Source organism: Rhizobium sp. CIAT894 (assembly GCF_000172795.2).
In the GTDB taxonomy this organism is placed as follows: domain Bacteria; phylum Pseudomonadota; class Alphaproteobacteria; order Rhizobiales; family Rhizobiaceae; genus Rhizobium.
The window spans coordinates 1540016-1565555 of record NZ_CP020947.1 but is presented as its reverse complement, the minus strand read 5'-3'; the positions used below and the strand labels follow the sequence as shown (position 1 = coordinate 1565555).

The window sequence follows — 25540 nt, the reverse complement described above, 5'->3', positions numbered from 1 at the left end:
GGAAGGCGCGCACTTGAAGGCGTTCGAAGCCCCCTTCGGGATGGTGATCAGAGTTTATGCCACTCAGTGAGTGGTGATCGCACGACCGCTGGACGCGAGATGCTCTGTAATGGCGCGCCGGATTTCGGTAACCGTGTCGAAGAGCCTGTTGTCCAAGTCGATGACATTGAAGCGGACAGCGATGAATTTGAGGCGGTTTTCGACAGGGACCGCGATCCCGACTTCCTGACCATTGAATACGACAGCTTGCTTTTGCATAACAAACCTCGGGCGCGCCACACGGGAGCACCATCTTAGAAAAGTGGAACAAAGGGTTTACGACGCGTCAGATTGCCGTCGTAGGTCGGTATCGGATCGAGACGAGATCACGCATTCGCTGCACCATTGCGAAGAAACGAAGTCGGATAAACAACGTCATCATCCTCCCTCAAGCGAGGTCAACCGACCGCTGAGTATCGCCGGCGAGGGCCGGTTATTTCGGAACTCTTCTGTAAAAAACGTAGTCGAGAAATTTCAAGCAAGCAACTGATTTTTGTGATTATTTAGCGTTTTGAATCGTATGACAATTACCGCAGATGCGAAGTAACAAATGATGTACGTTCGTCCGACCCCATCGTCGAAGGCCTGTCAACGGCTTTACCCGGCGATATTACAGACCAGGCGGCTCGGGCCTCTTGCCCTGATGACGGCCGTGCTGCAATCGGCCATCATCGCAACAATAGCCGATGCAGCTTGGGCGCTCCGGTGCGACATCGTAGAGCGCCCACTCCTTTCCAACACCATACCTTCACGCCCGGTCACTCCAGGTAACCAATCGTCAATTACGATTTTGGAATAGACGCGTATATTACCCGTCGGGGATTGCGATCCCTGCCCTGAGGTCGACGATAATGGATTGGGACGCAACCTCTGCATTCACGCCCGTCGGGCTGGCTCTGCGCGGCCAACCAGCTCACAGGATCGTCCGTACCCTCGGCGACGCGGCATATATGCTGCTCAAGGACTGGCCTTCCGATGACGGCGAAGAATATGTCACTGCGGTGAAGGCTTGCGCCGATGCGATCAGCGGTCAGATCGCTCCGGAGCAATTTTGGGACGCGTTCCTGCGTGCGGCCGATGAAGCCGGAATCGCTGCGCTGACTGTCGTTCACCGATGACAACGGAAAAGGGAGCGGCTGATTGCAAATCGCTCCTTCTTTCTGCCCTTCCAAAACGAGATCGGCGCCCGACTCTGCTCGAATCAAACGCCGATCCTGTGATTGCATTAGGCAAACGTAGTCTGCGAAATTACAAACGTTTGCTGCGAAGGACAGTCAAATCTTCGAAAGCGCTTGTTCGAGATCGGCGATGATGTCCTTGACGTCCTCGATGCCGACGGAAAGACGCACCACGTCGGGACCGGCGCCAGCCGCGATCCTCTGCTCGTCGGTCAACTGCCGGTGCGTCGTCGAAGCCGGGTGAATGACGAGCGAGCGGGTGTCGCCGATATTGGCGAGATGGGAGAATAGCTCCAGCCCCTCGACCAGCGTCTTGCCGGCCTCATAGCCACCCTTGACGCCGAAGGTGAAGACGGAGCCTGCGCCCTTCGGCGAGTAGCGCTGCTGCAGCGCGTGGTTCGGGTCGTCCTCGAGGCCGGCATAATTCACCCAGGCGATCTTGCTGTGCGCCTTCAGCCATTTTGCGACGGCGATCGCATTGTCGCTGTGGCGCTGCATCCTGAGCGGCAGCGTCTCGATGCCGGTCAGGATCAGAAAGGCGTTGAAGGGCGAGATCGCCGGGCCGAGATCGCGCAGGCCGAGCACGCGGGCGGCGATCGCGAAGGCGAAGTTGCCGAAGGTCGCGTGCAGGACCATGCCGTTATATTCCGGCCGCGGACTCGACAGCATCGGATAATTGCCTGACTTCGACCAGTCGAAGGTGCCGCCGTCGACGATGAGGCCGCCCATGGAATTGCCGTGGCCGCCGAGAAACTTCGTCAGCGAATGCACGACGATATCGGCGCCGTGCTCGATCGGGCGGATGAGATAGGGGGTCGCCATCGTATTGTCGACGATCAGCGGCAGGCCGTTGCGATGGGCGACCTCGGCAATGGCGGCGATATCGACGAAGGTGCCGCCGGGATTGGCGAGGCTCTCGATGAAGATGCCGCGCGTCTTCTCGTCGATCTGGCTTTCGAAGCTTGCCGGATCGGCGGAATCGGCCCAGCGTACCTGCCAGCCGAAATTCTCGAAGGCATGGCCAAACTGGTTGATCGAGCCGCCATAGAGCCTGCGGGCGGCGATGAAATTCTCGCCGGGGCGCATGATGGTGTGGAAGACGATCATCTGTGCCGCATGGCCGGAGGCGACGGCAAGCGCCGCCGTGCCGCCTTCGAGCGCTGCGACGCGCTCCTCGAGCACGGCCTGCGTCGGGTTCATGATGCGGCTGTAGATGTTGCCGAAGGCCTGCAGGCCGAAGAGGGCGGCGGCATGATCGGAATCATCGAAGACGAAAGCGGTCGTCTGGTAGATCGGCGTCACTCGCGCGCCGGTCGCCGGGTCGGGCTGGGCGCCGGCATGAATCGCCAACGTGTTGAATCCCGGATCATTCTTGGCCATGTCGTCCTCCAGTTGTTGCTGACGGGCAGGATCATAGCGTGCCGCGAATGAAAGTTAATCGCGATCCGTTTCAACCCATGGGCGTTCCGTGGAAAATCCGTCTCAGCGAACCGCAACTCAGGCAATGAGACGGGGGTACTCGATCGCCGGGCAGCGGTTCATCACCACCTTGATGCCGGCGGCCTCCGCCTTTGCGGCAGCGGCATCGTCCCGGACGCCAAGCTGGGCCCAGATGATCTGCGGCAGCGGTTGCAGCGCTAAGGCCTCCTCGACCACCCCATCCAGATATTCGGCGGCGCGAAACACGTCGACCATGTCGATCGGCACGGGAACGTCGGCGAGCCGGGCATAAACGGTGCGGCCGTGGATCTGCTTGCCCGCCTGCCCCGGATTGACGGGAATGACCTCGTAGCCGCGCGACAGCAGATAACCCATGACGCCGTTGCTCGGCCGTGCCGGATTGGGCGACGCGCCGGTCAGCGCGATGGTCTTTACGGAATGCAGGATTCCGGCGAGATAATCATCCGTATAGGCGTCGTGGTTCATGGTCGCTTCTCCATTCCCGAAAGCCGCCGGCATGGCCCGCAGTTTTTTTTGCATTTCCGTGAAACCGGCTGCGTGGCTTTTCCGTATATATGATTGGACACTTTCTGAGGATGATTCGATGAAAAAAATCGCTCTTGCCCTCATCTTCGTGCTCGCCGCCTCGCCGGCGCTGGCGATCTCGCGCTACAACCCGCTCACCATGAGCTGCGCCAGCGTGCGCGCCGCCATCCACAATCAGGGCGCCGTGATCTTCCGTTACAAGTCGCCCCGCGGCCTGCCTCTCTATGATCGTTACGTGCGCAACAGCCACTATTGCGATGCGACCGATTATGCCGAGTGGACCCACATCCCCTCGAAAGATGACCCCCGCTGCCCCGTTCTGAACTGCCAGAACATAGACAACCTTGACGGGATGCTGTTCGTTCCGCAGTATCAGCTCTGATATTTTTCACCATCGCACGGGATATCGAACCGCGACGCTTTGGCGGTTGCGGGAGTTTCGAACTCAATCGCGCGCTGCGATTTATTGAAGATAACACAACCAGCAGCTTTGCTTTTCGCCTATATCAAAGTTATAGAATAATATCTATATTTCAGCATCATAGAATAAACCACTTCGAATTCCTGCCAAGCCATTTCTTCTTTTGTTCACGATAAACCCCCTCCACGTTCTCACGTAAATTAGAAACATCTCATAGTTGAAAGCGTTGCGTGGATTGAACGCATATCGCGCGCACGTAAAAATTGCCACGGCGACCCAACATTGTCTGCATATTGAAAGGATGATATTCGACACATGAACGTATCCGGGACTGTCTCCCGTACATTTTCGTGCAAATGCCAGTTGTCTTTTCAAGAGTTTACCCCGTCCGGGGCGAAGCGTTTTCTCTTCCCTACCTGTTTTCGGATTACCCCCTTGCCTCTCGACGTCATCCTGCTCGTTCTATTCGGCGCACTGCTGCATGCGACATGGAACGCTATCGTCAAGGCCGGCAGCGATAAGTCCCTCGATGCGGCGCTGATCTCGGCCGGCGGCGCGGTTTCAGCGCTGCCGTTCCTGGCATTTCTGCCGTTGCCGCAAAGCGCGGCCTGGCCGTTCATCGGCATCTCGGCCATCCTGCAGTTCGCTTATTTCCAACTGGTGGCCGCTGCCTACCGGGCCGGTGATATCGGCCTGGTCTATCCGCTGATGCGCGGCTGCGCGCCGCTGCTGATTGCCGCGACAAGCGGCTTCATCCTGAAGGAAAATCTTTCCGCCGGCGCGCTCGCGGGCACGATGACCATCTGCGCCGGCGTCCTGACACTCGCGCTGGAGGCGCGGCGCGGCAGCAGCCGCGCTGTGCTACTGTCGCTTGCCAATGCCTGCGTCATCGCCAGTTACACCTATGTCGACGGCATCGGCGCACGTCTTTCCGGCAATGCGGTTTCCTACACATTATGGATGTCGCTGCTGCCGCCGGTGCTGCTGTTTTCCTGGGCGGCTTCCCAGCGCGGCGCTTTCGCCGTGGCGCGTCACGTCCGCCGCAACTGGTGGCGCGGCCTCATCGGCGGCGCCGGCTCGATCGCTTCTTACGGGCTGGCGCTCTGGGCGATGACAAAGGCCCCGGTCGCGACCGTCGCGGCCCTGCGCGAAACCGCGATCCTGTTTGCGCTGGTGATCTCGATCACCGTCTTCAAGGAAAAGGCCAGCATCTGGCGCTACGTCGCCGGCGTCGTCATCGCAATCGGCGGGCTGGTTCTGAAACTGGCGTAGTCACTTATCTTTCCATTCCGGCTTGCGCTTGCCGAGGAAGGCGCCGATCCCCTCCTGCGCATCCTGCGTCAGCATGTTGTCGACCATCACCTTGGCGGCATAATCATAGGCTGCCTCGACCGGCAGTTCGAGCTGCCGGTAGAAGGCTTCCTTGCCGATCTTCAGGGTCAGCGGCGATTTGCTGGCAATCACTCCGGCATATTTGGAAACCACCTGCGCCAGATACTGCTTCGGCACGATACGGTTGATGAGGCCGAAATCCTTGGCGGTCGAGGCGTCGATCGTCTCGCCGGTCAAGAGCATCTCCATCGCCTGCTTGCGATGGGCAGCACGGGAAACGGCCACCATCGGCGTCGAACAGAACAGGCCGATATTGACGCCCGGCGTGCAGAATGTCGACGTGTCGGTGCAGATCGCCAGATCGCAGGAGGCGACGAGCTGGCAGCCGGCCGCCGTTGCCAGCCCGTCGACCTCGGCGATGACGGGCTTCGGCAGATGCGCGATCTTCAGCATCAGATCGGCGCAGAGCCGAAAGGTCCTCTCGAAGAAAGCGGCGCCCTGATCTTCATCGGCGCGATGGGCGGTGAGTTCCTTGAGATCATGGCCGGCGGAAAAGACATTGCCGGTCGAGGCGATGACGACGACGCGGATATCCGCATCCGATTCGGCCTTATCGAGCTCTGCCATCAGCGCTTCGAGAAGCGCGATCGAAAGCGCATTGGCCGGCGGATCGTTGAGCACCAGGCGCAGCACGCCGTCGTGCAGCGAGCGGAGCAGCAGCCCATCCGACCTGTCTGCGTCCTTCCGGAAGGATACGATTTCGGCCATGATGATGCTCCCTGCGCTCGATTTTCAGACAGGTGTTCTGCCACAACGTGCCGGCAATTTCGAGCGGGATCCGCTCTTTCCGCAGCGGCGTCAAGACCAGAACCAGGATTTCGATATCTCGGCCTTCGCCTCCGCACGGGTCAGGCCGACATCGCAAAGCTCGTCGTCGGTGAGCTCGCAAAGCGTGCGGCGGCTGCGGCGCTTTTCCAGGCGATGCTCGATGGTGGCCAGCAGTAGCCGGCCCCAGCGCGCCGTCCGGCGCATATTCGATCGAACGATATCGCGAGGCGTCTCAAGGATTTCGCTCAGTTCCATGGCCATCTCTTCCACCTTTTTTGAACGGCTGAAGGATGGGATGGAAAACCCTGCGAAGGAAGCTTATGGATATTATCATTTGCATAAGGAAATCTTTGGCATGGCGTTGAACCTCGATCAGCTCGCAACCTTCGTCAACGTCGCCGATCTCGGCAGCTTCACCGCCGCAGCCGAGAAGGAGGGGCTGACGCAACCGGCCGTCAGCCTGCAGGTCAAGGGGCTCGAACAGCGGCTCGGCGTCCGGCTGATCGAGCGCGTCGGGCGGCGTGCGCAGCCGACCGCCGCAGGCCTCGACCTGCTCGCCCATGCAAGGCGCCTGCTACAGGAATCAGCCGCCGCGGAAGAAGCGATGATGCCCTACAGGGACGGCGCCAGCGGCCGCGTGCGCATCGGCAGCGGCGGCACGGCGTCGATCCACCTGCTGCCGCGCGCCATCGCTGCCGCCAGAAAATCCATGCCAGGCCTCGAAATCACCGTGCGCATCGGCGATGCCGACGACGTCCTGCGTGATCTGGAGGCCAACAGCCTCGATATCGCCGTCGTTGCCCTGCCGGCCTCGGGGCGCAACTTCGAGATCGAACCGTTCTACGAGGAGGAATTGCTGGCCGTCGCTCCGGCGGGCAGTCTCATACCCGATGGCGGACCGGACGCCGCCTTCATGCGCGACAGGACGCTGCTGCTCTATGAGGGCGGCAATACGCGGCGGACAATCGATGCATGGCTAGCCGCGCCGAACGCCAGGATCCGGCCGGCGATGGAGTTCGGCAGCATCGAGGCGATCAAGGAACTGGTGGCCGTCGGCCTCGGCTGGTCGATCCTGCCGGGGCTGGCGCTGAAGCGCGAGCGCGCCGGCCTGGTGACCACGTCATCGCTGCAGCCGAAACTGACGCGCCGCCTCGGCATGGTCGTGCGCCGGGACAAACATCTGACGCGCGGCCTTCGCGAAATGATGAAGTGCCTGCGCACCTTTAAGGATTAGCGGCCGTCATGCCCTTGCAGCCCCGGCAGAGGTGCGAAAAGCGTCAGGCACGCAGCCGTTTAACCGATAAATGTGTGGTAACATAATACCATATATCTAACCTATTGTTTTTGCTTTCGTATTTTTCCAGGCCTCGGGAACGCCGATGTTGACCTGATGTCACATTCCCTCTATAGACCGCCGAGAACGCAGCCTGTCCGGGCTGCTTTCTTTTTGGCATGCCGCAAGCCTGCCAATCCAAGCAACAAGAAACGCCCTTCAAGCCCTCGGGCCAAGGGTCTCAAAAGAGAGTATTCACTATGGCAACCTTCTCCCAGAAGCCTGCAGAGGTGGAGAAGAAGTGGGTGATCATCGACGCCGAAGGGCTGGTCGTTGGCCGTCTCGCTTCCATCATCGCTATGCGCCTGCGCGGCAAGCACAAGGCAACCTTCACCCCCCACGTTGACGACGGCGACAACGTCATCGTCATCAATGCCGACAAGGTGGTTTTCACCGGCAAGAAGTATTCCGACAAGGTCTACTATTGGCACACCGGTTTTGCCGGCGGCATCAAGGAACGCACCGCGCGCCAGATCATCGAAGGCCGCTTCCCGGAGCGCGTCCTCGAAAAGGCCGTCGAACGCATGGTTCCGCGTGGCCCGCTCGGCCGTCGCCAGATGAAGAACCTGCGCGTTTACGCCGGCTCCAACCATCCCCATGAAGCCCAGCAGCCGGTCGCCCTCGACGTTGCCGCGCTCAACAAAAAGAACGTAAGGAGCGCCTGATCATGGCTGACCTCTCCTCCCTGAAGGATCTCGGCACGGTTTCCGAAGCTGCGGCTCCGGCTCACGTCCGCAAGGTCGATTCGCTCGGCCGTTCCTACGCGACCGGCAAGCGCAAGAACGCCGTCGCCCGCGTCTGGGTCAAGCCGGGCTCCGGCAAGATCATCGTCAACGGCAAGGAATTCGCGGAATATTTCGCTCGTCCGGTGCTGCAGATGATCCTGCGCCAGCCGATCGTTGCGGCTGCCCGTGACGGCCAGTTCGACATCATCGCAACGGTTGCCGGCGGCGGCCTCTCCGGCCAGGCCGGTGCGGTTCGCCATGGCCTGTCCAAGGCGCTGACCTACTTCGAACCGGGCCTGCGCTCGGTGCTGAAGAAGGGCGGCTTCCTGACCCGCGACAGCCGCGTCGTCGAACGCAAGAAGTACGGCAAGGCAAAGGCCCGCCGCTCCTTCCAGTTCTCCAAGCGTTAATCGCTTCGGACAGACGGAATTTACGAAGGCCGGGGAAACCCGGCCTTTTTTGTTTTTGCACGGGTCGCCTCGCTGCTCTTTCGACGCCCACATCATGGCTAAGGCGCCGTACCGCGGCACGCTTTTGCCGCCGCTCCATTTCCGATCGCTTGTAATTCGTCGCCCGGTCGCCTACCCGTAGTCGGCGCCTTGACCTTTCACGACTGAAAAAGGAGCCCCTCTTGGCGAACAGATCGATTGACCACGCCTTCACGGCGACCAGCCTCACCTCCGCCGCCGGCGATCCGACCTTTGCCGGAGCGCTGTCCTTCATGCGCCGCCGCTTCACCAAGGAGCTTGCCGGCGTCGACGTTGCCGTCTGGGGTATTCCCTTCGATGCCGCAACCTCGAACCGGCCGGGCACGCGCTTCGGACCGCAGGCGATCCGGCGCGCCTCGGCGATCTTCGACAATGATCCGCAATATCCGTTCAATCGCGATCTCTTCGCCGAGATGGCGGTGATCGACTATGGCGATTGCCTGCTCGACTACGGCAATCACCAGGATACGCCTGCGGCCATCGAACGCCAGGCCAATGCCATCCTCGACAGCGGCGCCTTTCTGCTGACGCTCGGCGGCGATCACTACGTCACCTGGCCGCTGCTGAAAGCGCATGCTGCAAAACATGGACCGCTTGCCCTCGTCCAGTTCGACGCGCACCAGGATACCTGGTTCGACGAAGACCGGCGCATCGACCACGGCTCCTTCGTGGCACGGGCCGTCCGCGAGGGCATCATCGACCCCGACCGCTCGATCCAGATCGGCATCCGCACCCATGCTCCGGAGGATTGCGGCGTCAATATTCTCTACGGTCACCAGGTCGAGGAGATGAGCGCCGGCGACATCGCTTCGGCGGTCATCTCCCACACCCGCGGTGCGCCTGCCTATCTGACCTTCGATATCGACTGCCTCGATCCGGCCTTTGCGCCGGGCACCGGCACGCCGGTTGCCGGCGGCCCGTCGAGCGCCAAGATCCTCTCGGTGCTGCAGCGCCTGCACCAGCTCGATATCCGCGGCGCCGACTTGGTCGAGGTGTCACCGCCCTACGACCATGCCGATATCACCGCCATTGCGGGCGCAACGGTGGCAATGTATATGCTTGGCCTTCATGCCGAGCGACGCGCCATCGCGGTGTCACAAGGCTGATTTATCATCGTTCAAATTGAATCCGGAAATCTTCAGAACTCATTGAAAGCGCAGGTTTAACATGGCACCGAAAATCTTCATCGACGGCGAGCACGGCACGACGGGTCTGCAGATCCGCACGCGCATGGCCGGCCGCCGCGATGTCGAGCTTCTGTCCATTCCCGAGGCCGAGCGGCGCAACGCGGCCATGCGCGAGGACATGCTGAACAGTGCCGACATCGCCATTCTCTGCCTGCCCGACGATGCGTCGAAGGAAGCGGTTCAGATGGTTTCGGCCAACAACAATGTGCGGGTCATCGACACCTCCACCGCCTTCCGTGTCAATCCCGGCTGGGCCTACGGCTTTGCCGAAATGGACGGCGCGCAGGCCGACAGGATCAAAGCCGCCCGTTTCGTCGCCAATCCCGGCTGCTATCCGACAGGTGCGATCGGCCTCATCCGGCCATTGCGGGCCGCGGGCATCCTGCCGGACGGCTATCCGGTCACGGTCAACGCGGTCTCCGGCTATACCGGCGGCGGCAAGCAGATGATCGCGCAGATGGAAAACCCGGATCACCCGGATGCGATCACCGCGCCGCATTTCCTCTACGGCCTGCCGCTTACCCATAAACACGTGCCCGAAATGACCGTGCACGGGTTGCTCGACCGCGCGCCGATCTTCTCGCCGTCGGTCGGCAAGTTCGCGCAGGGCATGATCGTGCAGGTGCCGCTGCATCTCGGCGACCTCTCCGAAGGCACGACGATGGAAAGCATCCATGCCGCCCTCGCCGACCATTATGCCGGCCAGGATATCGTCACCGTCGTGCCGCTCGCCGAAAGCAAGACGCTCTCCCGCGTCAACGCCGTCGAGCTCGAAGGCAAGGACACGATGAAGCTCTTCGTCTTCGGCACGCCGGGTGCTGCGCAGGTGAACCTCGTGGCCCTGCTCGACAATCTTGGCAAGGGTGCATCGGGCGCAGCCGTCCAGAACATGGATCTGATGCTCGCCTCGTAAGGCGCGAGCGGCGGCATCGACATGGATGCCGCTCGAGCTTTATTTTGAGTTCTTCCCATGAACGTCCTGCGGCCGCCGCCTCGGCCGCAATACCGCTTTCGGCTCGATCATCGGTGTCGAATGGGCTATGAGAGTGGGCCTTCCTCGCCGCCGATGCCATCGCGCGGTTCAGCTTTTCATCGAAGCGCAGAACCGCTCTGCCTTTTGTTTTTACGCAATTCCCGGCAAAAGCATTTCGCTTTGCCTGGGAAAACCGCTTCACACTTTTCCTGGAATTTCTCTAGTCACGGAGCCTGATGTCATGACACTCGATGCGCTCGTCGATGGCGTGCACGCATGGTTTACCGCAGCCCTGCCCGACCACAGCATCTCTGCGCTGATGGCCTTTGCGTTCATCGCCGGGCTCGCCCGCGGATTTTCGGGCTTCGGCGCCGCATTGATCTTCGTTCCGCTCGGCGGCGCGATCGTCGGTCCAAAACTGATCTCGCCGATCCTGCTCGTCATCGACGGCATTGCGTCACTCGGAATGATCCCGCCAGCCTGGCGCGGCGCCAACCGGCGAGAAGTCTTCGTCATGGCGGCGGGTGCAGCGCTTGGCGTGCCGGCCGGTACGGCAATGCTGGCGCTGCTCGACCCGCTGCTCTTGCGCTGGAGCATCACCGTCATTGCGATCAGCCTGCTCGCACTCCTCGCCTCGGGATGGCGCTATCACGGCGCCCCGTCGCCGCCGCTCACCAGCGGCGTCGGCCTGATCGCCGGCCTTTTCAGCGGCGCGGCACAGCTTGGCGGACCGCCTGTCGTCGCCTACTGGCTTGGCGGCAAGAGCGACTTCACCCGCGTCAGGGCGAATGTCGTTCTCTATTTCTCGATTTCGTCCGTCTTCAGCGCCATCAGCTATTATGTCGGCGGACTGTTCGCACCTGCCGTCTTCGCGCTCACCGCCGTCATCCTGCCGAGTTATGCGGTCGGGCTCTACGGCGGCTCGAAACTGTTCGGGCTCGCCGAGGAACGGACCTTCCGCATCGCCTGCTACATCCTGATCGCCGCCGCCGCGATCATCGGCATGCCGTTGCTCGATGGGGTGCTGCGTTAAACGCCTGACGCCACTGCTTCAGTCGTGTTCCGCGATCGCCATCGCGTGCGGATATTCGCCGTAAAAACCGCGCCAGTTGGCGACGGCGAAACCGAAAACCACCAGGGCGCCGGCCTGATGCAGCAGACCCCAGTGAAGGGGCACCTGCATCAGCAGCGTGGCAATGCCGATCGCCGCCTGCAGCGTCACCAGAGAGAAGAGCAGCACGGCGCGGCGTGCATGGGTGGTCCACGATGCGGCGCGAAGCGCGATCACCATGTTGATCAAGGTCAGCGCGAAGAGCGTATAGGCACCGATGCGGTGGATGAACTGCACCGTCTTCGGGTTCTCGAAGGCATTGATCCAGAACGGCTGCTGGATCAGCAGATCCGATGGGATGACGGCGCCATCCATCAGCGGCCAGGTATTGAAGGAAAAGCCGGCGTCGAGCCCCGCCACCAAGGCGCCGAGATAGATCTGGAACAGCGCGAAAACGGCGATCGCGGCGGCAAAACCGCGCGAGCTGCGGGCCGGGGCCGGATCGTCCGAATGCGGCGAGAGCCCGCGCATGATCCACATGCAGCCGGCAAAGATCAGGCAGGCCATGACGAGATGCGTCGCCAGCCGGTACTGGCTGACATCGGTGCGGACGGAAAGGCCCGACGATACCATCCACCAGCCGATGAAGCCCTGCAGGCCGCCAAGCGCCAGGATGCCCAGGAGCGGCCAGCGCAGGCGCTTTTCGATCCGCCCCGTCAGCCAGAAATAGAGGAGCGGCAGCGCAAAGATCACGCCGATGCCGCGGGCGATCAGCCGGTGTGCCCATTCCCACCAGAAGATGCCTTTGAATTCCTCGACAGTCATCGAGCTGTTCAATTGCTGAAATTCGGGAATACGCTGGTAGAGGCGGAATTCCTCTTCCCATTCGGCCGCCGAGAGCGGCGGGATGACGCCGTGGATCGGCTTCCATTCGGTGATCGACAGGCCGGAATTGGTCAGCCGCGTGGCGCCGCCGACGAGCACGAGACAGAAGAGCGCCAAAAGCACGAAACCAAGCCAGAAGCGCAAGGCGCGGCGGTCGCGGTTCTGCTTGCGCACTTCGCTCAGGATCGCCTGTTCCGTGGTCAAGTTTGCGACGGCCATGATGTCTCCTTCTATCCGGCAGTTGATTTGCCCCACCGGCTCATGCAAAACAAGCCCCGAACCTTTGCGGCATGCCGTCGCGCCGGTTCGTCCCGCCCCTTCCGAGAGATAACCGATGCCCGTCCGCCTCCGCAAATTCATCGGCACGATCCTTATCATCGTGCTCGTGCTCGCCTATGCGCTGGTGGCGAATACGATCGCAGTGGCAACGCTCGGCAACGCGCCCTGGTGGGGGCACCTGCTCTATTTCCTGCTGACCGGCCTGCTCTGGGTCCTGCCGGCAATGGTGATCATCAAATGGATGGCCGGGCCGCGGCAGCAATAGGCCATTAACGGCCGAATAACCGTGATCGCCGGAAAACCTCGCCCATCGCCTGCGAGTAAACCAAATATACGTCCTGCATTCCTACTTTCCCGTTCAGCATTCTTGACCGGAGAAAACCCGTGCAGACGCAAAAGCTCGATGTTCATGAACAGCCGTCGGAAGACGGGGCGCTGGCCCAGACGGCCATTTCGCGCCTGCGCCAGCTGAGCATGAAACTCGCGATGGCCGAAGTCGACATCAGTGTTTTCGACGCGATGCAGCCGCTGGAGGAGGAATGGCGGGCGCTGGAGCGCGACAATCTCCAGTCACTGCATCAGAGTTATGACTGGTGCGCCGCCTGGGTGAACGCCTTTCAACGGCCGCTGACGATCCTCAAAGGCACCTATGCCGGCCAGGCCGCTTTCATTCTACCGGTCGAGATCGTCAAGTCCCGCGGGCTTGCGGTCGCAAAATTCATCGCCGCCGATCACAGCAACATCAATACCGGCTTGTTCTCGGAAGGCTTCGCCGAAACCGGTGGAACCATTGATCCCGACGACTTCGCCGGCCGGCTCCGGCAGGCGCTGAAGGGCCGCGCCGATCTGCTGCTCTTGCAGAACATTCCGCTGGAATGGCGCGGGCGGCAGAGCCCGCTTGCGGGGCTGCCGATGGTGCAAAACCAGAATCACGCCTACCAGCTGCCGTTCCTCTCCACTTTCGAAGAGACGCTGAAGCAGCTCAACGCCAAGAACCGGCGCAAGAAATTCCGTGTTCAGTCGAAACGTCTCGAGGCGGCCGGCGGCTTCGAATACCTTGTTCCCGAGACACCGGAAGAGCAACACGGCCTGCTCGATACGTTCTTCCGGCTGAAGAGCGCCCGCTTCGCCAGCCTCGGCCTGCCTGACGTCTTCGCCGACAAGGAGACCCAAGCCTTCCTGCACGGCCTTATCGACAAGCTGGATGACGCCAACCGATATTTTGGGCTGCAGATGCATGTGCTGCGGCTCAAGGGCGAACATCAGGGCCGCGTCGCCGCGATTTCAGGGGTTTCACGCAAGGGCGACCACATCATCTGCCAGTTCGGCGCGATCGACGAAGAACTGGTGCCGGACGCGAGCCCCGGCGAATTCCTCTATTGGCAGAGTATCTCGGGACTGCATGACAAGGGTATCGCGCTGTTCGATTTCGGCCTCGGCGACCAGACCTACAAGCGTTCCTGGGCGCCTGTGGAGACCGCGCATTACGACGTGGTGCTGCCGGTCTCGCCGTTGGGCGTCGCTGCCGGTGCGGCGCACCGGATCGTCACCCGCGGCAAGGCGCATATCAAAGCGCGCCCCAAGCTCTACAAATTCGCCCAGAGCATCCGGGCGCAGATCGGCTAAGCGGTCTTTGTCTTACGCATGTCGTTGCGGCAAAAGCGCTTCGCGCTTTGCCTGGGAAAACCGCTGCACACTTTTGCACGACATGCTTCAGGCCGCCTGGCCGAGCGTCTGCTCAGCCCCGTCGCCGCCCGACATCAGCACGACGCGTTCGTAGCCCGCAGCCTGAAATTCCGTCATCAGCGCCACGAAAACGGTCTCCTCGAGCTCAGGCAGCGAGAGGATGATTTCGACATCCCGGCTGCGCGTCAGCCGCGAGACGCCGGCGACATCGGCCGAGCCGCATTCGACCACCACGAGGTCATAGGCGGCGGCGAGCGCATCGAGCAGCAGCGACAGCCGATCGACACCGCGCATGGCGCGGCGCACGTCGCTTCGGCCCTGCGGGATGAGATGGGCATCGGAAAGGCGGTCGCCGTGGATGGTGTCGCCGAAGGCGGCCTCGCCGCACAGCAGATCGGTCACGCCAAGAGCGGCCTGATCCTCGGCCATCAGTTCTGTGGGGTAGCCGGAACCGGTCATGTCGATCAGAATAACGCGGCGGCCGGCATCGGCGAGCATGCGGGTCAGCGAGACTGTCGCCGCCGAGCCGTCGTCACCGGTCGGAGATATCGCGATGGCCAGCGGCGCGCGGCTGTCGCTGAGATAGTCAGCAACCGAGGCGACGGAGAATTCGTTGTCGTCTTCGACTGCCTCGTCACCAGCCAGCACGTCCTCGACCGTATCCTCTTCGTCAGCGACCATCGCGAGCATGCTCGGCCGGACAGGCTTTCTGGCCACTGCTGCGATCGGCGCGGCCTGCGGTACATCCTTCTCCTCGGCGACCGCTTCCACCTCGACTGCCGCAGGAGACGCATCGACGGGGCGGAGCGCCCGGCCGCTGAAAAGTTCGGCAAGCATGGTGATAATGGCGCTCATGATCAGCGTCGCGACGGCGGCGACGACGACGATCGGCACCACCTTCGGGAAATAGGGATCGACCGGCTCGATCGCCTTGGAAACGATTCGGGCATCGGCCGGGCTCGAATTGCTGTCGGCGCGGGACGCGGCCTCGCGGTAGCGCACCAGATAGGTTTCGAGCAGCTGGCGCTGGGCGGTGGCCTCGCGTTCCAGCGCATTGAGACCGACCTCGTCTTCGCCGGCGCGGGCGCTGTTGGCCTGCACTGTGGCCGACTGGCGCTCGAGTTCGCTGGCGCGCAGATCCGCGACCTTGGACTCGTTTTCGATGCTCGCCAGGATCTTCTGCGTTTCCTGGCGGATCTGGCCCCGGATGTCGGAAAGCTGGGCGCGCAGGCTTTTCAGCCGCGGATGACTGTTGAGAAGGCTGGTCTGCAGATCGGATATTTGCGACTGCAAGCCGGATTCCGTCGCCTTCAACCGCTGGATCGCTTGTGAAGACATGATGTCGGGCAGCGTATCGGAGGCCTCGCCCGAAGACAGCGCATTGCGCACGGCCTGCGCCCTCGCCTCGGCATTGGCCTTGTCGCCGCGCACGCGGGTCAGCTCGGCGGAGATATCGTTCAGCTGCTGGGCCGGAAAGGTGGTCGTGCCGTTCGTCTGCAGCAGCCCGTGCGAGGTTCGGTATTCGGCGACCTTCTGCTCGGCTTCGCTGACCTTGCGGCGCAGGCCCTCGATCTCCGGCTCCAGCCAACGCGTCGCTTCGGAATTGGAATCGAGCTTGGCGCCGCTCTGCGTCGACAGATAGACATTCGCCATGGCGTTCGGAATGGCGGCGGCGAGCTTCGGGTCCTTCGAGGTGAAACTGATGCCGATGACGCGCGAACCCGGCACCTGGTAGACCTGCAGGCGTTCGACGAAGGCGTCGATCACCCGCTCTTCCGGCGGATTTTCCAGCGGGTTCTTTTTCAGATGCAGCTTCACCAGGATGCTGGCCATCGCCGAGCCGTTGGCGGCATCGTCGAATTCCGGCAGGTTGTAGAGCTTCAGGTCATTGATGACCTTCTTGAGAAGATCGGCCGATTGCAGCAATTGCACTTGGCTTGCGATATTCAGTTCATCCATCAGCGGACCGGCGCCGGCGTCGTTGACCTGCTGGGTGCTGGCAAAGGCCGGCGCGCGGGGTTCGATCAGGACGCGCGTTTCGCTGCGATATTGCGGCGACATGATCTTGGCGCCGGCAAAGGCGACGCCCGCCCCTACGAGAGTAATCGTCAAAATCCTGAGCCGCCGCGCCCAGACGGCGCGGACCAACTGGCCGAGGTCGATGTCCACATCCTGATCACGCACTACGCCGGACATGCTCTTACTCCACAACAAAGGTGCCGCAAGCGTAAACGACCATGGTAACTCAACGGTTAATGGCAACCTCGCAGAGTAATGAGCAACTCGGGTGAAGGAACGCGGGAAATTGCAAGCGGCCTTTACCGGGCATTAACCCTAACGGATCGATAACGGCTCTACCAAGTTCATTTTCTGTGAGCACGAACGGATGTCTGTCGTCCAGCCCAAGATTCTTCTGGCCCTGAGCCTTGCAGCCATGACGGCGGCATTGGGCGGCTGCACGACGTATAAGCCGGCGCCGAAGGCCTTTAACGAGGCGACCATCCAGCCCTATACGCTCGACAGCGGCGATCGGTTGCGTGTGACCGTTTTCGACCAGCAGAGCCTGACCAACACCTATACGGTGGATCAGGCCGGTTATATCGCCTTCCCGCTCATCGGCCAGGTCCCTGCCCGCGGCCGGACCCTGCAGCAACTCTCGGGGCAGATTGCCCAGAAACTGCAGCAGGGCTATCTTCGCGATCCCGACGTCACCATCGATGTCGATCGCTACCGTTCGATCTTCCTCATGGGTGAAGTCGGCCAGCCCGGCCAGTATGCCTATGTCCCCGGCATGACGGTGCAGAATGCCATCGCAGTTGCCGGCGGCTTTACCAGCCGCGCCAACCAGAACATGGTCGACGTCACCCGCAAGATCAACGGACAGGTGCTGACCGGCCGCATCAACATATCGGGGCCGATCATCGCCGGCGACACGATCTACGTCCGCGAACGGCTCTTTTGAGCGATGACAAAACAACAGCCGCTCCGCATCCTCCATTGCTTCAGGTCGCCGGTCGGCGGGATCTTCCGCCATGTCCGCGATCTTGTCGAGGAGCACAGCAAGGCCGGCCACGAGATCGGCATCCTCTGCGACAGCTCGACCGGCGGCGAATACGAGGACAGCCTGTTCGACGATATAAGACCCTATCTCTCGCTCGGCCTGACACGCGTGCCGATCCGGCGCTCGATCAGCCCGTCCGACATTGCGACGATGTGGGATACGTATAAGAAAATCAAAAGTTTGCGGCCGGATGTGCTGCACGGGCACGGCGCCAAGGGCGGCGTGCTCGCGCGACTTGCCGGCTCAGCCCTGCGGGTGAACAGGTATCGCGTAGCCCGCCTCTATACCGCGCATGGCGGAAGCCTGCATTATTCGCGCTCCTCGCTCGGTGGACAGTTCGTCCTCAGGATGGAGCGCCTGCAGGAATATTTCACCGATGCGCTGGTCTTCATCTGCGAATATGAGCGCGACACCTATACGCGCAAGGTGGGCAAACCGCGGACGAAGACCAAACTGATCTATAACGGCATCGGCGAGCGCGATTTCGAGCCGATCCCCACCCGCTCGGATGCCGTACATTTCATCTATGTCGGAATGCTCCGGGACCTCAAGGGTCCCGATCTGTTTGTCGATGCCTTCGCCAAGACCGAGCGGCTGCTCGGCAGGCCGCTGTCGGCGCTGATGATCGGCGACGGCCCGGATCGCGACCGCTACCGCGAAATGATGGTCGAACGCGGCCTCGGCAAGCGTATCGGCATGCTGCCGGCGATGCGCGTCCACGAAGCTTTCGCCATGGCGCAGAACCTCGTCGTTCCCTCGCGCGCCGAAGCCATGCCCTATATCGTGCTCGAGGGGCTCGGCGCCGGCAAGACGATCATCGCCAGCCGTGTCGGCGGCATTCCCGAAGTGCTCGGCGCAGACAGCGCGGCACTGGTCGAGGCCGGCAATTCCGACGATCTCGCCCGCGTCATGGCGGAAACGCTGAGCACACCCGACTGGCACGCCAGAACGATGCCGAAGCCGGAGGCGGTGAAGGCGGTGTTTTCCTCCGCCGTCATGGCGCGCGATGTCTTGAAATTATACCATGAGCTCGTCGATCCCGCACGCCGGCCGGGCAATGCCCGCCGCCTCGTAAATATTTCTTAGGGGCTTTCTGGTACTTCGCTTGCTGACAACGAGCGAAAAGCCCCCATGAACAAGCTGGAAAAAGGCGATCAATTCGACGTGGAAGCCCTGCGCAGGCAGGTCTCCGACATCGAGGCGCGCGGCGACGCGGGTCAGGAAAAACCTTCCGATCCGACCGAAATCAATCCCTTTGCCCGGCAGATCGCCGAACAGTTCCGCGATGGGACCAATTCGCCCGTCATCATCATCGGGCAATTGCGACTGCTGGAATTCATCGCACTCTTTTCGATTGCCCTGATCACCCATTTTTTCTGGTCCGGCGACGGCAACGATTCCTCGCTGATGCGGGCAGGCATGGCGGCGATCGCTGCGGCCTTGACCGGCATCGGCCTGCAGCTTGCCGATGCCTACACCATTCCGGCGCTTCGCGCCAAACTGCGGCTGATGCCGCGCATTCTGGCGTCGTGGACGATCGCCCTTCTTTTGACCGTCGGCCTGTTCGCACTCGTCCGCGGTACGACATGGGCAATGGTCGATGCCTATACCACCTGGTTCGTCGCAGGCGCGCTGTTCCTTGCGGCCGAACGCTTCCTCGTCGCCTACGGCATCCGCAACTGGGCGCGCAACGGCATCATGGAGCGGCGGGCCGTCATCGTCGGCGGCGGCGAGCCGGCCAAGGAGCTGATCCGCATCCTCGAACAGCAGGATGACAACGACATCCGCATCTGCGGCATCTTCGACGATCGCGGCGAAAAGCGCTCGCCGATCATGGTCGCCGGTTATCCGAAGCTCGGCACCGTCGCCGAACTCGTCGAATTCGTGCGGCTGACGCGCATCGACATGCTGATTATCGCACTGCCGCTTTCGGCCGAGGCGCGTATCTACGACCTTTTGAAGAAACTCTGGGTTCTGCCGGTCGATATCCGCCTTGCCGCGCATGCCAACCGGCTGCGCTTCCGGCCGCGCGCCTATTCGCATGTCGGCTCGGTGCCGATGCTCGATATTTTCAAGAAGCCGATCCGCGACTGGGATTCCGTCGCCAAACGCGGCTTCGATATCTTCTTCAGCCTTGTCGCGCTGGCGCTGCTCTGGCCGGTGATGGTGGCGACGGCGATCGCCATCAAGGCAACGTCCGAGGGCCCCGTCTTCTTCATGCAGAAGCGGCATGGGTTCAACAACGAAGTCATCAACGTCTTCAAGTTCCGCTCGATGTACACCAACATGGCCGACCCCACGGGCAAGGCCGCGGTGACCAAGGCCGATCCGCGCGTTACCCGCGTCGGCCGTATCATCCGCAAGAGCTCGATCGACGAATTGCCACAGCTTTTCAACGTGCTGAGGGGCGAACTCTCGCTGGTCGGCCCGCGCCCGCATGCCGTTCTCGCCCAGGCCCGCGATCGTGCCTTTTCCGATGTCGTCGAGGGGTATTTCGCCCGTCACCGCGTCAAGCCCGGCGTCACCGGCTGGGCGCAGATCAATGGCTGGCGCGGCGAAGTGGACAATGATGAGAAGATCAAGTTCCGCACCGCCTACGACCTCTATTACATCGAGAACTGGTCGCTCTGGTTCGATCTGAAAATCCTGTTCCTGACGCCGATCCGGCTGCTCAACACGGAAAACGCCTATTGAGCGCGATCGAGGCGACATATCCCCGTGTCGCCCAACCGCAGCGGATGACGCTGCGCCTGATAGGCTCGGCCTTCGTTGCCTTCGGCGTCTTCCTCTCCGGTTTCGTGATCGACGAGCCGGCGCCCTACGAGCTCTGGATGGCGGGGCTGATCGGCCTCTGGTTCATCCTCGGCCTCAAAATTTCCCGCGGCGTGGCGCCGCTGCTTGCCTTGCTGCTGACCTTCAATATCGGCGGCATGCTGTCGCTGACGCAGATGAGGGATCTGGCGACGGGGCCGATGTATATTGCGGTTTCGACCTTCCTGGCGCTGACGGCGGTCTTCTACGCAGCGATCATCGAAGACAGCCACAAGCGGCTGCCGCTGATCTTCAACGCCTGGGCCTTTGCTGCCGTCGCCACGTCGGCGCTGGGGATACTCGGTTATTTCCACGCCTTTCCCGGCGCGGAAATCTTCACGCTCTACGACCGCGCCAAGGGCGCCTTCCAGGACCCGAACGTCTTTGGTCCCTTCCTGGTGCCGCCGTCGCTCTATCTCGTCCATGGCATCCTGGTCGGCGACCTGAGGAAATCGCCGCTGAAGGCTGCCGCTCTGCTGGTGCTGGCGCTCGGCATCTTCCTCTCTTTTTCCCGCGCCGCCTGGGGGCTCTTCGCCCTCGGCGTGGGGCTGCTGATTTTCATCATGCTGCTGAAGGAGCGCAGCGGCGCCTTTCGCCTGCGGGTGCTGGTCCTGTCGCTGGCGGCGATCATCATGCTGGTCGTCTCGCTGCTGGTGGCGCTGCAGATCCCCAAGGTCGCCGAACTGTTTTCGACACGCGCCCAGCTGGTGCAGCAATATGACGGCGAACATCTCGGCCGCTTCGAGCGCCACCGGATCGGCTTCACCATGATGATGGAACGCCCGCTCGGCATCGGCCCGCTGGTGTTCGGCACGATGTTTCCCGAGGACGAGCACAATATCTGGCTGAAATCGCTCACCACCTATGGCTGGCTCGGCTTCGTCAGCTATGTCGGCATGCTCGCCTGGACGCTCGCGCTCGGCTTCCGATACCTGCTGCTCAACCGGCCGTGGCAGCCCTTTCTGATGATCGCCTGGATCTCGGTCTTCGGCCATGCGACGATCGGCAACGTCATCGATATCGATCACTGGCGCCACGTCTATCTGCTGCTCGGCACGGTCTGGGGCTGCGCGGCGCTGGAAGTGCGTTATAAGCGCAACCAGAGACAATAGCGCCTGCGGCGCTGGAAGTGCGTCACAAGTTCGGCCCGAGGCAATAGCGCCTGCGGCGCTGGAAGTGCGCCACACGCGCGGCCATAGCGCCGAGCGCATGGGCCGTCTACTTCGTCGCTCCTGCCGTCAAGCCGGCAATAAACCGCCGCTGGAAAACCAGATAGGTCAGAATGAGCGGGAAAATCACGATCACCGCGCCGGCGGTCAGGACCGGCGTGTTGACGGTGTAGCGTCCCTGGAAAAACAGCATGCCGAGGGGCAGCGTCCGGTAGGCGTCGTCATTGACCAGAATGAACGGAATGAGAAACTCGTTCCAGGTCCAGATGAACAGGAAGAGCGCCAGCGTCGACATTGCCGGTATCATGAGCGGGATCACGATCTTGCGCAGGATATAGAAGCGTCCGGCGCCATCGAGGACCGCCGCTTCGAGAATTTCCTCCGGCAATTGCTGCATCGCGCTGGCGAGGAAGATCGTCGAGAATGGGATCGACATCGCGATCTGCGGCACGATGAGAGCCGCATAGGTATTGATCAGCCCGAGATACCGCATTTCATAATAAAGCGGGATGATGAAGGCCTCCGCCGGCACCATCATGCCGAGCGTCAGAATGGCAAACAGCGTGCGCCGGAACGGAAACGACAGGTAGGCGAAGGCAAAACCGGTCAGCAGACCGAGAAAGACGCTGGCGGCAACGACGGGGATGACAACGGTGATCGAATTCCAGAAGTAGATGTTGAAATGCCCGGCATTCCAAGCATCGACGTAGTTTTCGAAATGCGGATAGGCCGGCAAAGCGAATGCGCCCCTGAGAACGTCAGGCTTGCTCTTTATCGACGTCAGCAGCAGAAGCAGGAACGGCGTGATCGTGACGAAAGCAAGAAGCCAGAGGACAATGCGAAGGAATAACGCGGCGGCGGGGATGTTGGACGAACGGCTCATCAAGCCAATCCTTTACTTTTTGAGCCCACCAGCCGGTGAATTGCAAAGTTGATTCCGAAGGTCAGCAACGCGCCGACAATGGCGATGGCGGCTGCGGCGCCGAACCGATTGAGTTCGAAGCCGAGCTGATACATGTAGATATTCGGCACCAGCGTCGCATTGGCGGGTCCGCCGCGGGTCATTGTAAAAATCAGGTCGAAGCTTTTGATGGACGCGATAACCGTCAACAGCAAAACCACCCTTATCTCGGGCATGAGAAGCGGCAGCGTTATCCAGAAAAAGGTCTTTCGCGCCGAAGCGCCGTCGACCTTGGCAGCATCGAAAAGAGATGGGTCGATACGCTGAATTCCGGTGAGGAAGATGACCATGCAAAAACCGAAGAAATACCAGGTCGCAACGATCCCGACCGCGGGAAGCACGAAATTGAAATCTCCCAGCCAGGGTAATGCGAAGCTGCCCAATCCGATGGCTCTCAGAAACTGGTTGAACGGGCCGAATGCAGGATTGTAGAGCCATGCCCAGATGATGCCCAACACGGCCGTCGGCATGATGTAGGGCAGGAACAGGAACGTCCGCAGGGCGAGTTGTTCGCGTTGCTTCAAATTCCAGACGCAGGCAGCAAGGGTGATGCCAAGCACCAGCGGCAGGACGCAATAGAAAATCATCAGCTCGGCATTGTTGCGCAAGGCAATGTAAAAACGACTGTCGGAAAAGAGATCGGCGTAATTGCCGAGACCCACCCATCTGGGCATGGTCAAGCCGTCCCAACTGGTCAGGCTCAAACCCAAGGCTGCGATAATCGGTCCAAAGACAAAAGCCGCGTAGAGCAGCAATCCGGGCAATAGATAGATAAAATTGGTATGCTGCGAGCCATCAAGTGCGGAGCGTTTCATCCAGTACTCCATGAAGCCAAAGCTCTGGTCGTCGCGCGGCAAGCCAGAGCTTTCAGCGCTCTTTCAGGATCGACGAAACGCAGGCCACGACCGCCGGGTGGGCGGACGTGACCTGCGCCCGTGCTATTACTTCTTGTCCTTCAGATAGGCCTGATAATCCTTGTCCATCGCATCGACAAAGGCTTCGGGCGTGATCTTGCCTGACAGAAGAAGTGGCGTGTTGTCGTCTATCGTCTTCAGCATCGTCGGGCTGGACCAATCGGGGTAATGGCCGAGCGCGTCATTGCCGTTGAGCGTCTTCCACATCTCGATGCCGGAGGTCAGGAGCGGCGTGAGCTTGGGCTTTGCATCCGCCGGCAGCGATGTTGCAGGAAGATAACCGGCAGCGGCCCAGCTTTCAGCGGCCTTTTCCGAAACCATATAGTCGATGTATTCGCCGGCCAGGTCCTGCTTCGCCTTGTCTTTGGCCAGGCTCGTGATCGCCCAGGCAAGATCGACGCCACCGACACTCATGGGCTTGGAAACACCCTTCGGAGCAGGAATGGCCATGAAGCCGATATGCGGATTATTTTGCATGTCACCGAAGTACCAGGTTCCCGAGATCAGGAAAGCGCCCTGCCCTGATATGAAAAGCTGGACGGCGTCGTCACCGGAGATGCCCTCGAACCCCGGGTAGAAATAGCCGCCTTGCGCCCATTTCTGCACGAGTTTGGCCGATTCGATATTGCCCTTGGTGTTCCAGGAGCCGCCTTTGCCGTAGATCAGGTCGTCAAGTTCGGCGCGGTTGGCCGCGTCGATATGTGCCTGGTCGATGGCGCCGATCATGTGCAGGGCCAGATGCTGCTTTGCCGAGCCCATCATGAAGGGCGCGACGCCTTTTTCCTTCAGCTTGTCGAGATCGGCCAAGAGTTCCTCGAAGGTCTTCGGCAGCGCCACGCCGGCGTCGTCGAGGATCTTCTTGTTGTAATAGAGACCGACGATCTCGCCGAGACCTGAGATGCCGTAAGTCTTGCCTACCCCGAATTTCGGCCCGTCCCAGCGATCCCGGGCAAGCACGGAATCCGACTGGCGCTTATCCCAGCCATATTTCTTGATGTACTCGTCGACCGGCAGGAGCAATCCTTCCTTGACCATCGCGCCCATGTCGCCGGCGCCCTGGTTGACCTTGGTGATGACAGGGCCATCGCCTGCTGAAACAGCAAGCTTCAGCGTCAGCTTCATGTCGTCGAAGGTGCGGGCGGTGCGTTTGATCGTGACACCGGGATGCGCGGCTTCGAACTCCTTGTTCAGTTGTTCGATGACGGCGCTCTGGCCTTCGAAGGTTTGATCGTCCCACACCGCCAGATCGTCGGCGCGGGCGGCGGAAAGGCCGAAACTCATAAGCGCCGCGCCAGCAAGCGCGACAGCGGCTTTCAATCGGTATGCCGGCAGTATGCTGATCGATTTCACGGTTCTTTTCATCTGCTCCACCTCATTTGGTTTATTCTCCACTCCCCCGTCCGAACCTTGCCTATGGCACCGGCCGAACGTTTCCTTGCCCAGGCCTTTGCCGGGCCTGCGAATCTGAGGTAATCGTCAACGCATTGAGTCTCTCTCGCGACCTATGACGACAAAGCGCCACGCAGGAGGTGGCAAAGCGATGGACACCGACTGCTTCATCCGTCCGGCGATTGAAGCCGATACCGAAGCTCTTTTCGACATCTGCCTGAAAACCGCCAATGGCGGCGAGGATGCCAGCGCGCTTTACAGCGACCCGCATCTGCCCGGTTACATCTGGTCGGTACCCTATCTCAAATTTGCCAGAGACTTTGCCTTCGTTCTCGTTGAGGGCGACCGGCCGGTCGGTTATGTCGTGGGTGCGCCTGATACCAGCGGGTTCGACAAAGACCTGGCAGCAAACTGGTGGCCGTTCGTGCGCCAGCAGATCGCCGGACTGACGCCCACCCGTGCACGCGATGCCGACGTGGTGGAACGCATTCAAAATCCGCGCAGCGGAACGACGTGGCTTCAAGACGATTACCCGGCGCATCTTCACATCAACATTCTTCCCGGACTTCAGGCAGGCGGCTGGGGGCGCAGGATGATCAGCACCGAGCTTGAAGCGCTTCGAAAGCACGGGATCAAAGCGGTGCATCTCGGTGTCGATCCAAACAACCAACGCGCCAGAGGTTTTTACCGTCACCTCGGCTTTTCCGAATTCGAGCGCGATGGCTCCGTCGCCTTTGCCATGCGGATCGATGAGGGATCCGGCTAGAGCCTTTCCGTCATTCTTTGAATCACGAAACCGCTCCAGCCTTCTGTTTTCACGCGACTTCCGGCAAAAGCGCCTCGC

Annotated in this window: 25 protein-coding genes and 1 pseudogene; 16 read left to right on the top strand and 10 right to left on the bottom strand. The window is 61.2% G+C overall.

The features are described 5' to 3' along the window. Positions 1-63 precede the first annotated feature (63 nt). On the bottom strand, positions 64-258 hold the full coding sequence (locus tag RHEC894_RS07800) for a hypothetical protein (protein WP_010068134.1): 195 nt from the start codon (positions 256-258) through the stop codon (positions 64-66). Positions 259-890: 632 nt separating this feature from the next. On the opposite strand from RHEC894_RS07800, the gene RHEC894_RS07795 reads away from it, so the two are divergent. Then, on the top strand, positions 891-1157 hold the full coding sequence (locus RHEC894_RS07795) for a DUF982 domain-containing protein (RefSeq protein WP_085736854.1): 267 nt from the start codon (positions 891-893) through the stop codon (positions 1155-1157). Between the two features lie 156 nt (positions 1158-1313). Here RHEC894_RS07795 and RHEC894_RS07790 read toward each other — a convergent pair whose 3' ends face one another. Together RHEC894_RS07790 and RHEC894_RS07785 are read right to left on the bottom strand one after the other, a co-directional pair. After that, entirely contained in the window at positions 1314-2597 is a 1284-nt protein-coding gene (locus tag RHEC894_RS07790) for an O-acetylhomoserine aminocarboxypropyltransferase (RefSeq protein WP_085736853.1), read from the bottom strand. A gap of 117 nt (positions 2598-2714) precedes the next feature. Then, positions 2715-3143 carry a CoA-binding protein gene (locus RHEC894_RS07785; protein ID WP_010069268.1) on the bottom strand — a complete coding sequence of 143 codons (429 nt, stop codon included), beginning with the start codon at positions 3141-3143 and terminating at the stop codon, positions 2715-2717. A gap of 118 nt (positions 3144-3261) precedes the next feature. Between RHEC894_RS07785 and RHEC894_RS07780 the strand changes: the two genes are divergently transcribed. Both RHEC894_RS07780 and RHEC894_RS07775 read left to right on the top strand, forming a co-directional pair. Beyond that, complete coding sequence (locus RHEC894_RS07780; protein WP_085736852.1) at positions 3262-3585, top strand: hypothetical protein; 324 nt, start codon at positions 3262-3264, stop codon at positions 3583-3585. A 474-nt stretch (positions 3586-4059) separates the two neighbouring features. Next, positions 4060-4896 carry an EamA family transporter gene (locus RHEC894_RS07775; RefSeq protein ID WP_085736851.1) on the top strand — a complete coding sequence of 279 codons (837 nt, stop codon included), beginning with the start codon at positions 4060-4062 and terminating at the stop codon, positions 4894-4896. Here RHEC894_RS07775 and RHEC894_RS07770 read toward each other — a convergent pair whose 3' ends face one another. Both RHEC894_RS07770 and RHEC894_RS07765 read right to left on the bottom strand, forming a co-directional pair. Continuing rightward, entirely contained in the window at positions 4897-5724 is an 828-nt protein-coding gene (locus RHEC894_RS07770; RefSeq protein ID WP_085736850.1) for an enoyl-CoA hydratase, read from the bottom strand. Positions 5725-5814: 90 nt separating this feature from the next. After that, positions 5815-6045 carry a DUF1127 domain-containing protein gene (locus RHEC894_RS07765; RefSeq protein ID WP_085736849.1) on the bottom strand — a complete coding sequence of 77 codons (231 nt, stop codon included), beginning with the start codon at positions 6043-6045 and terminating at the stop codon, positions 5815-5817. A 94-nt stretch (positions 6046-6139) separates the two neighbouring features. On the opposite strand from RHEC894_RS07765, the gene RHEC894_RS07760 reads away from it, so the two are divergent. The 6 genes from RHEC894_RS07760 (at position 6140) to RHEC894_RS07735 (ending at position 11523) form a co-directional block, all read left to right on the top strand. After that, the gene (locus RHEC894_RS07760) at positions 6140-7018 is read left to right on the top strand and encodes a LysR family transcriptional regulator (protein WP_085738899.1); all 879 of its coding nucleotides are present in this window, start codon (positions 6140-6142) and stop codon (positions 7016-7018) included. Positions 7019-7317: 299 nt separating this feature from the next. Beyond that, a complete protein-coding gene (rplM, locus tag RHEC894_RS07755; RefSeq protein ID WP_010069368.1) occupies positions 7318-7782 on the top strand; it encodes a 50S ribosomal protein L13 in 465 nt (154 codons plus the stop codon). 2 nt (positions 7783-7784) lie between these two features. Continuing rightward, the gene (rpsI, locus tag RHEC894_RS07750; protein WP_003573972.1) at positions 7785-8252 is read left to right on the top strand and encodes a 30S ribosomal protein S9; all 468 of its coding nucleotides are present in this window, start codon (positions 7785-7787) and stop codon (positions 8250-8252) included. 221 nt (positions 8253-8473) lie between these two features. Next, a complete protein-coding gene (gene speB, locus RHEC894_RS07745) occupies positions 8474-9436 on the top strand; it encodes an agmatinase (protein WP_010069369.1) in 963 nt (320 codons plus the stop codon). A 61-nt stretch (positions 9437-9497) separates the two neighbouring features. Further along, positions 9498-10430: an N-acetyl-gamma-glutamyl-phosphate reductase gene (gene argC / locus RHEC894_RS07740; protein ID WP_085736848.1), complete on the top strand. Its 933-nt coding sequence runs from the start codon at positions 9498-9500 to the stop codon at positions 10428-10430. A gap of 301 nt (positions 10431-10731) precedes the next feature. Next, the gene (locus tag RHEC894_RS07735) at positions 10732-11523 is read left to right on the top strand and encodes a sulfite exporter TauE/SafE family protein (RefSeq protein WP_085736847.1); all 792 of its coding nucleotides are present in this window, start codon (positions 10732-10734) and stop codon (positions 11521-11523) included. Positions 11524-11541: 18 nt separating this feature from the next. On the opposite strand, the gene RHEC894_RS07730 is transcribed toward RHEC894_RS07735, so the two are convergent. Next, positions 11542-12645, bottom strand: a complete 1104-nt coding sequence (locus RHEC894_RS07730; RefSeq protein ID WP_085736846.1) for a COX15/CtaA family protein — start codon at positions 12643-12645, stop codon at positions 11542-11544. 115 nt (positions 12646-12760) lie between these two features. On the opposite strand from RHEC894_RS07730, the gene RHEC894_RS07725 reads away from it, so the two are divergent. After that, positions 12761-12970, top strand: coding sequence for a DUF2842 domain-containing protein (locus RHEC894_RS07725; RefSeq protein WP_010068457.1), 210 nt, complete (start codon positions 12761-12763; stop codon positions 12968-12970). A 119-nt stretch (positions 12971-13089) separates the two neighbouring features. Further along, a complete protein-coding gene (locus RHEC894_RS07720; RefSeq protein ID WP_085736845.1) occupies positions 13090-14331 on the top strand; it encodes a GNAT family N-acetyltransferase in 1242 nt (413 codons plus the stop codon). Positions 14332-14418: 87 nt separating this feature from the next. Here the strand turns inward: RHEC894_RS07720 and RHEC894_RS07715 are convergent, their stop codons facing one another. Then, complete coding sequence (locus RHEC894_RS07715) at positions 14419-16587, bottom strand: Wzz/FepE/Etk N-terminal domain-containing protein (protein ID WP_085736844.1); 2169 nt, start codon at positions 16585-16587, stop codon at positions 14419-14421. A gap of 190 nt (positions 16588-16777) precedes the next feature. Here RHEC894_RS07715 and RHEC894_RS07710 point away from each other — a divergent pair, with 190 nt between their 5' ends. From RHEC894_RS07710 to RHEC894_RS07695, 4 genes and pseudogenes are all read left to right on the top strand, one after another. After that, positions 16778-17353: a polysaccharide biosynthesis/export family protein gene (locus RHEC894_RS07710; protein ID WP_010066330.1), complete on the top strand. Its 576-nt coding sequence runs from the start codon at positions 16778-16780 to the stop codon at positions 17351-17353. 3 nt (positions 17354-17356) lie between these two features. Next, positions 17357-18527 (top strand): annotated as a pseudogene (locus RHEC894_RS07705) (glycosyltransferase). Positions 18528-18583: 56 nt separating this feature from the next. Continuing rightward, positions 18584-20146, top strand: a complete 1563-nt coding sequence (locus tag RHEC894_RS07700; RefSeq protein WP_085736843.1) for an undecaprenyl-phosphate glucose phosphotransferase — start codon at positions 18584-18586, stop codon at positions 20144-20146. Then, positions 20143-21375 (top strand): O-antigen ligase family protein, encoded by a 1233-nt coding sequence (locus RHEC894_RS07695; RefSeq protein WP_085736842.1) that lies wholly within the window; start codon positions 20143-20145, stop codon positions 21373-21375. Before RHEC894_RS07700 ends, RHEC894_RS07695 begins: the two co-directional genes overlap by 4 nt. A 106-nt stretch (positions 21376-21481) precedes the next feature. Here RHEC894_RS07695 and RHEC894_RS07690 read toward each other — a convergent pair whose 3' ends face one another. The 3 genes from RHEC894_RS07690 to RHEC894_RS07680 form a co-directional block, all read right to left on the bottom strand. Then, entirely contained in the window at positions 21482-22315 is an 834-nt protein-coding gene (locus RHEC894_RS07690; protein ID WP_085736841.1) for a carbohydrate ABC transporter permease, read from the bottom strand. Further along, entirely contained in the window at positions 22315-23208 is an 894-nt protein-coding gene (locus RHEC894_RS07685) for a sugar ABC transporter permease (protein WP_085738898.1), read from the bottom strand. The genes RHEC894_RS07690 and RHEC894_RS07685 overlap by 1 nt, the downstream gene beginning before the upstream one ends. Positions 23209-23334: 126 nt before the next feature. After that, the gene (locus tag RHEC894_RS07680; protein WP_085736840.1) at positions 23335-24669 is read right to left on the bottom strand and encodes an extracellular solute-binding protein; all 1335 of its coding nucleotides are present in this window, start codon (positions 24667-24669) and stop codon (positions 23335-23337) included. Positions 24670-24847: 178 nt separating this feature from the next. On the opposite strand from RHEC894_RS07680, the gene RHEC894_RS07675 reads away from it, so the two are divergent. Next, the gene (locus tag RHEC894_RS07675) at positions 24848-25462 is read left to right on the top strand and encodes a GNAT family N-acetyltransferase (RefSeq protein WP_085736839.1); all 615 of its coding nucleotides are present in this window, start codon (positions 24848-24850) and stop codon (positions 25460-25462) included. The last annotated feature ends 78 nt before the right edge of the window (positions 25463-25540 follow it).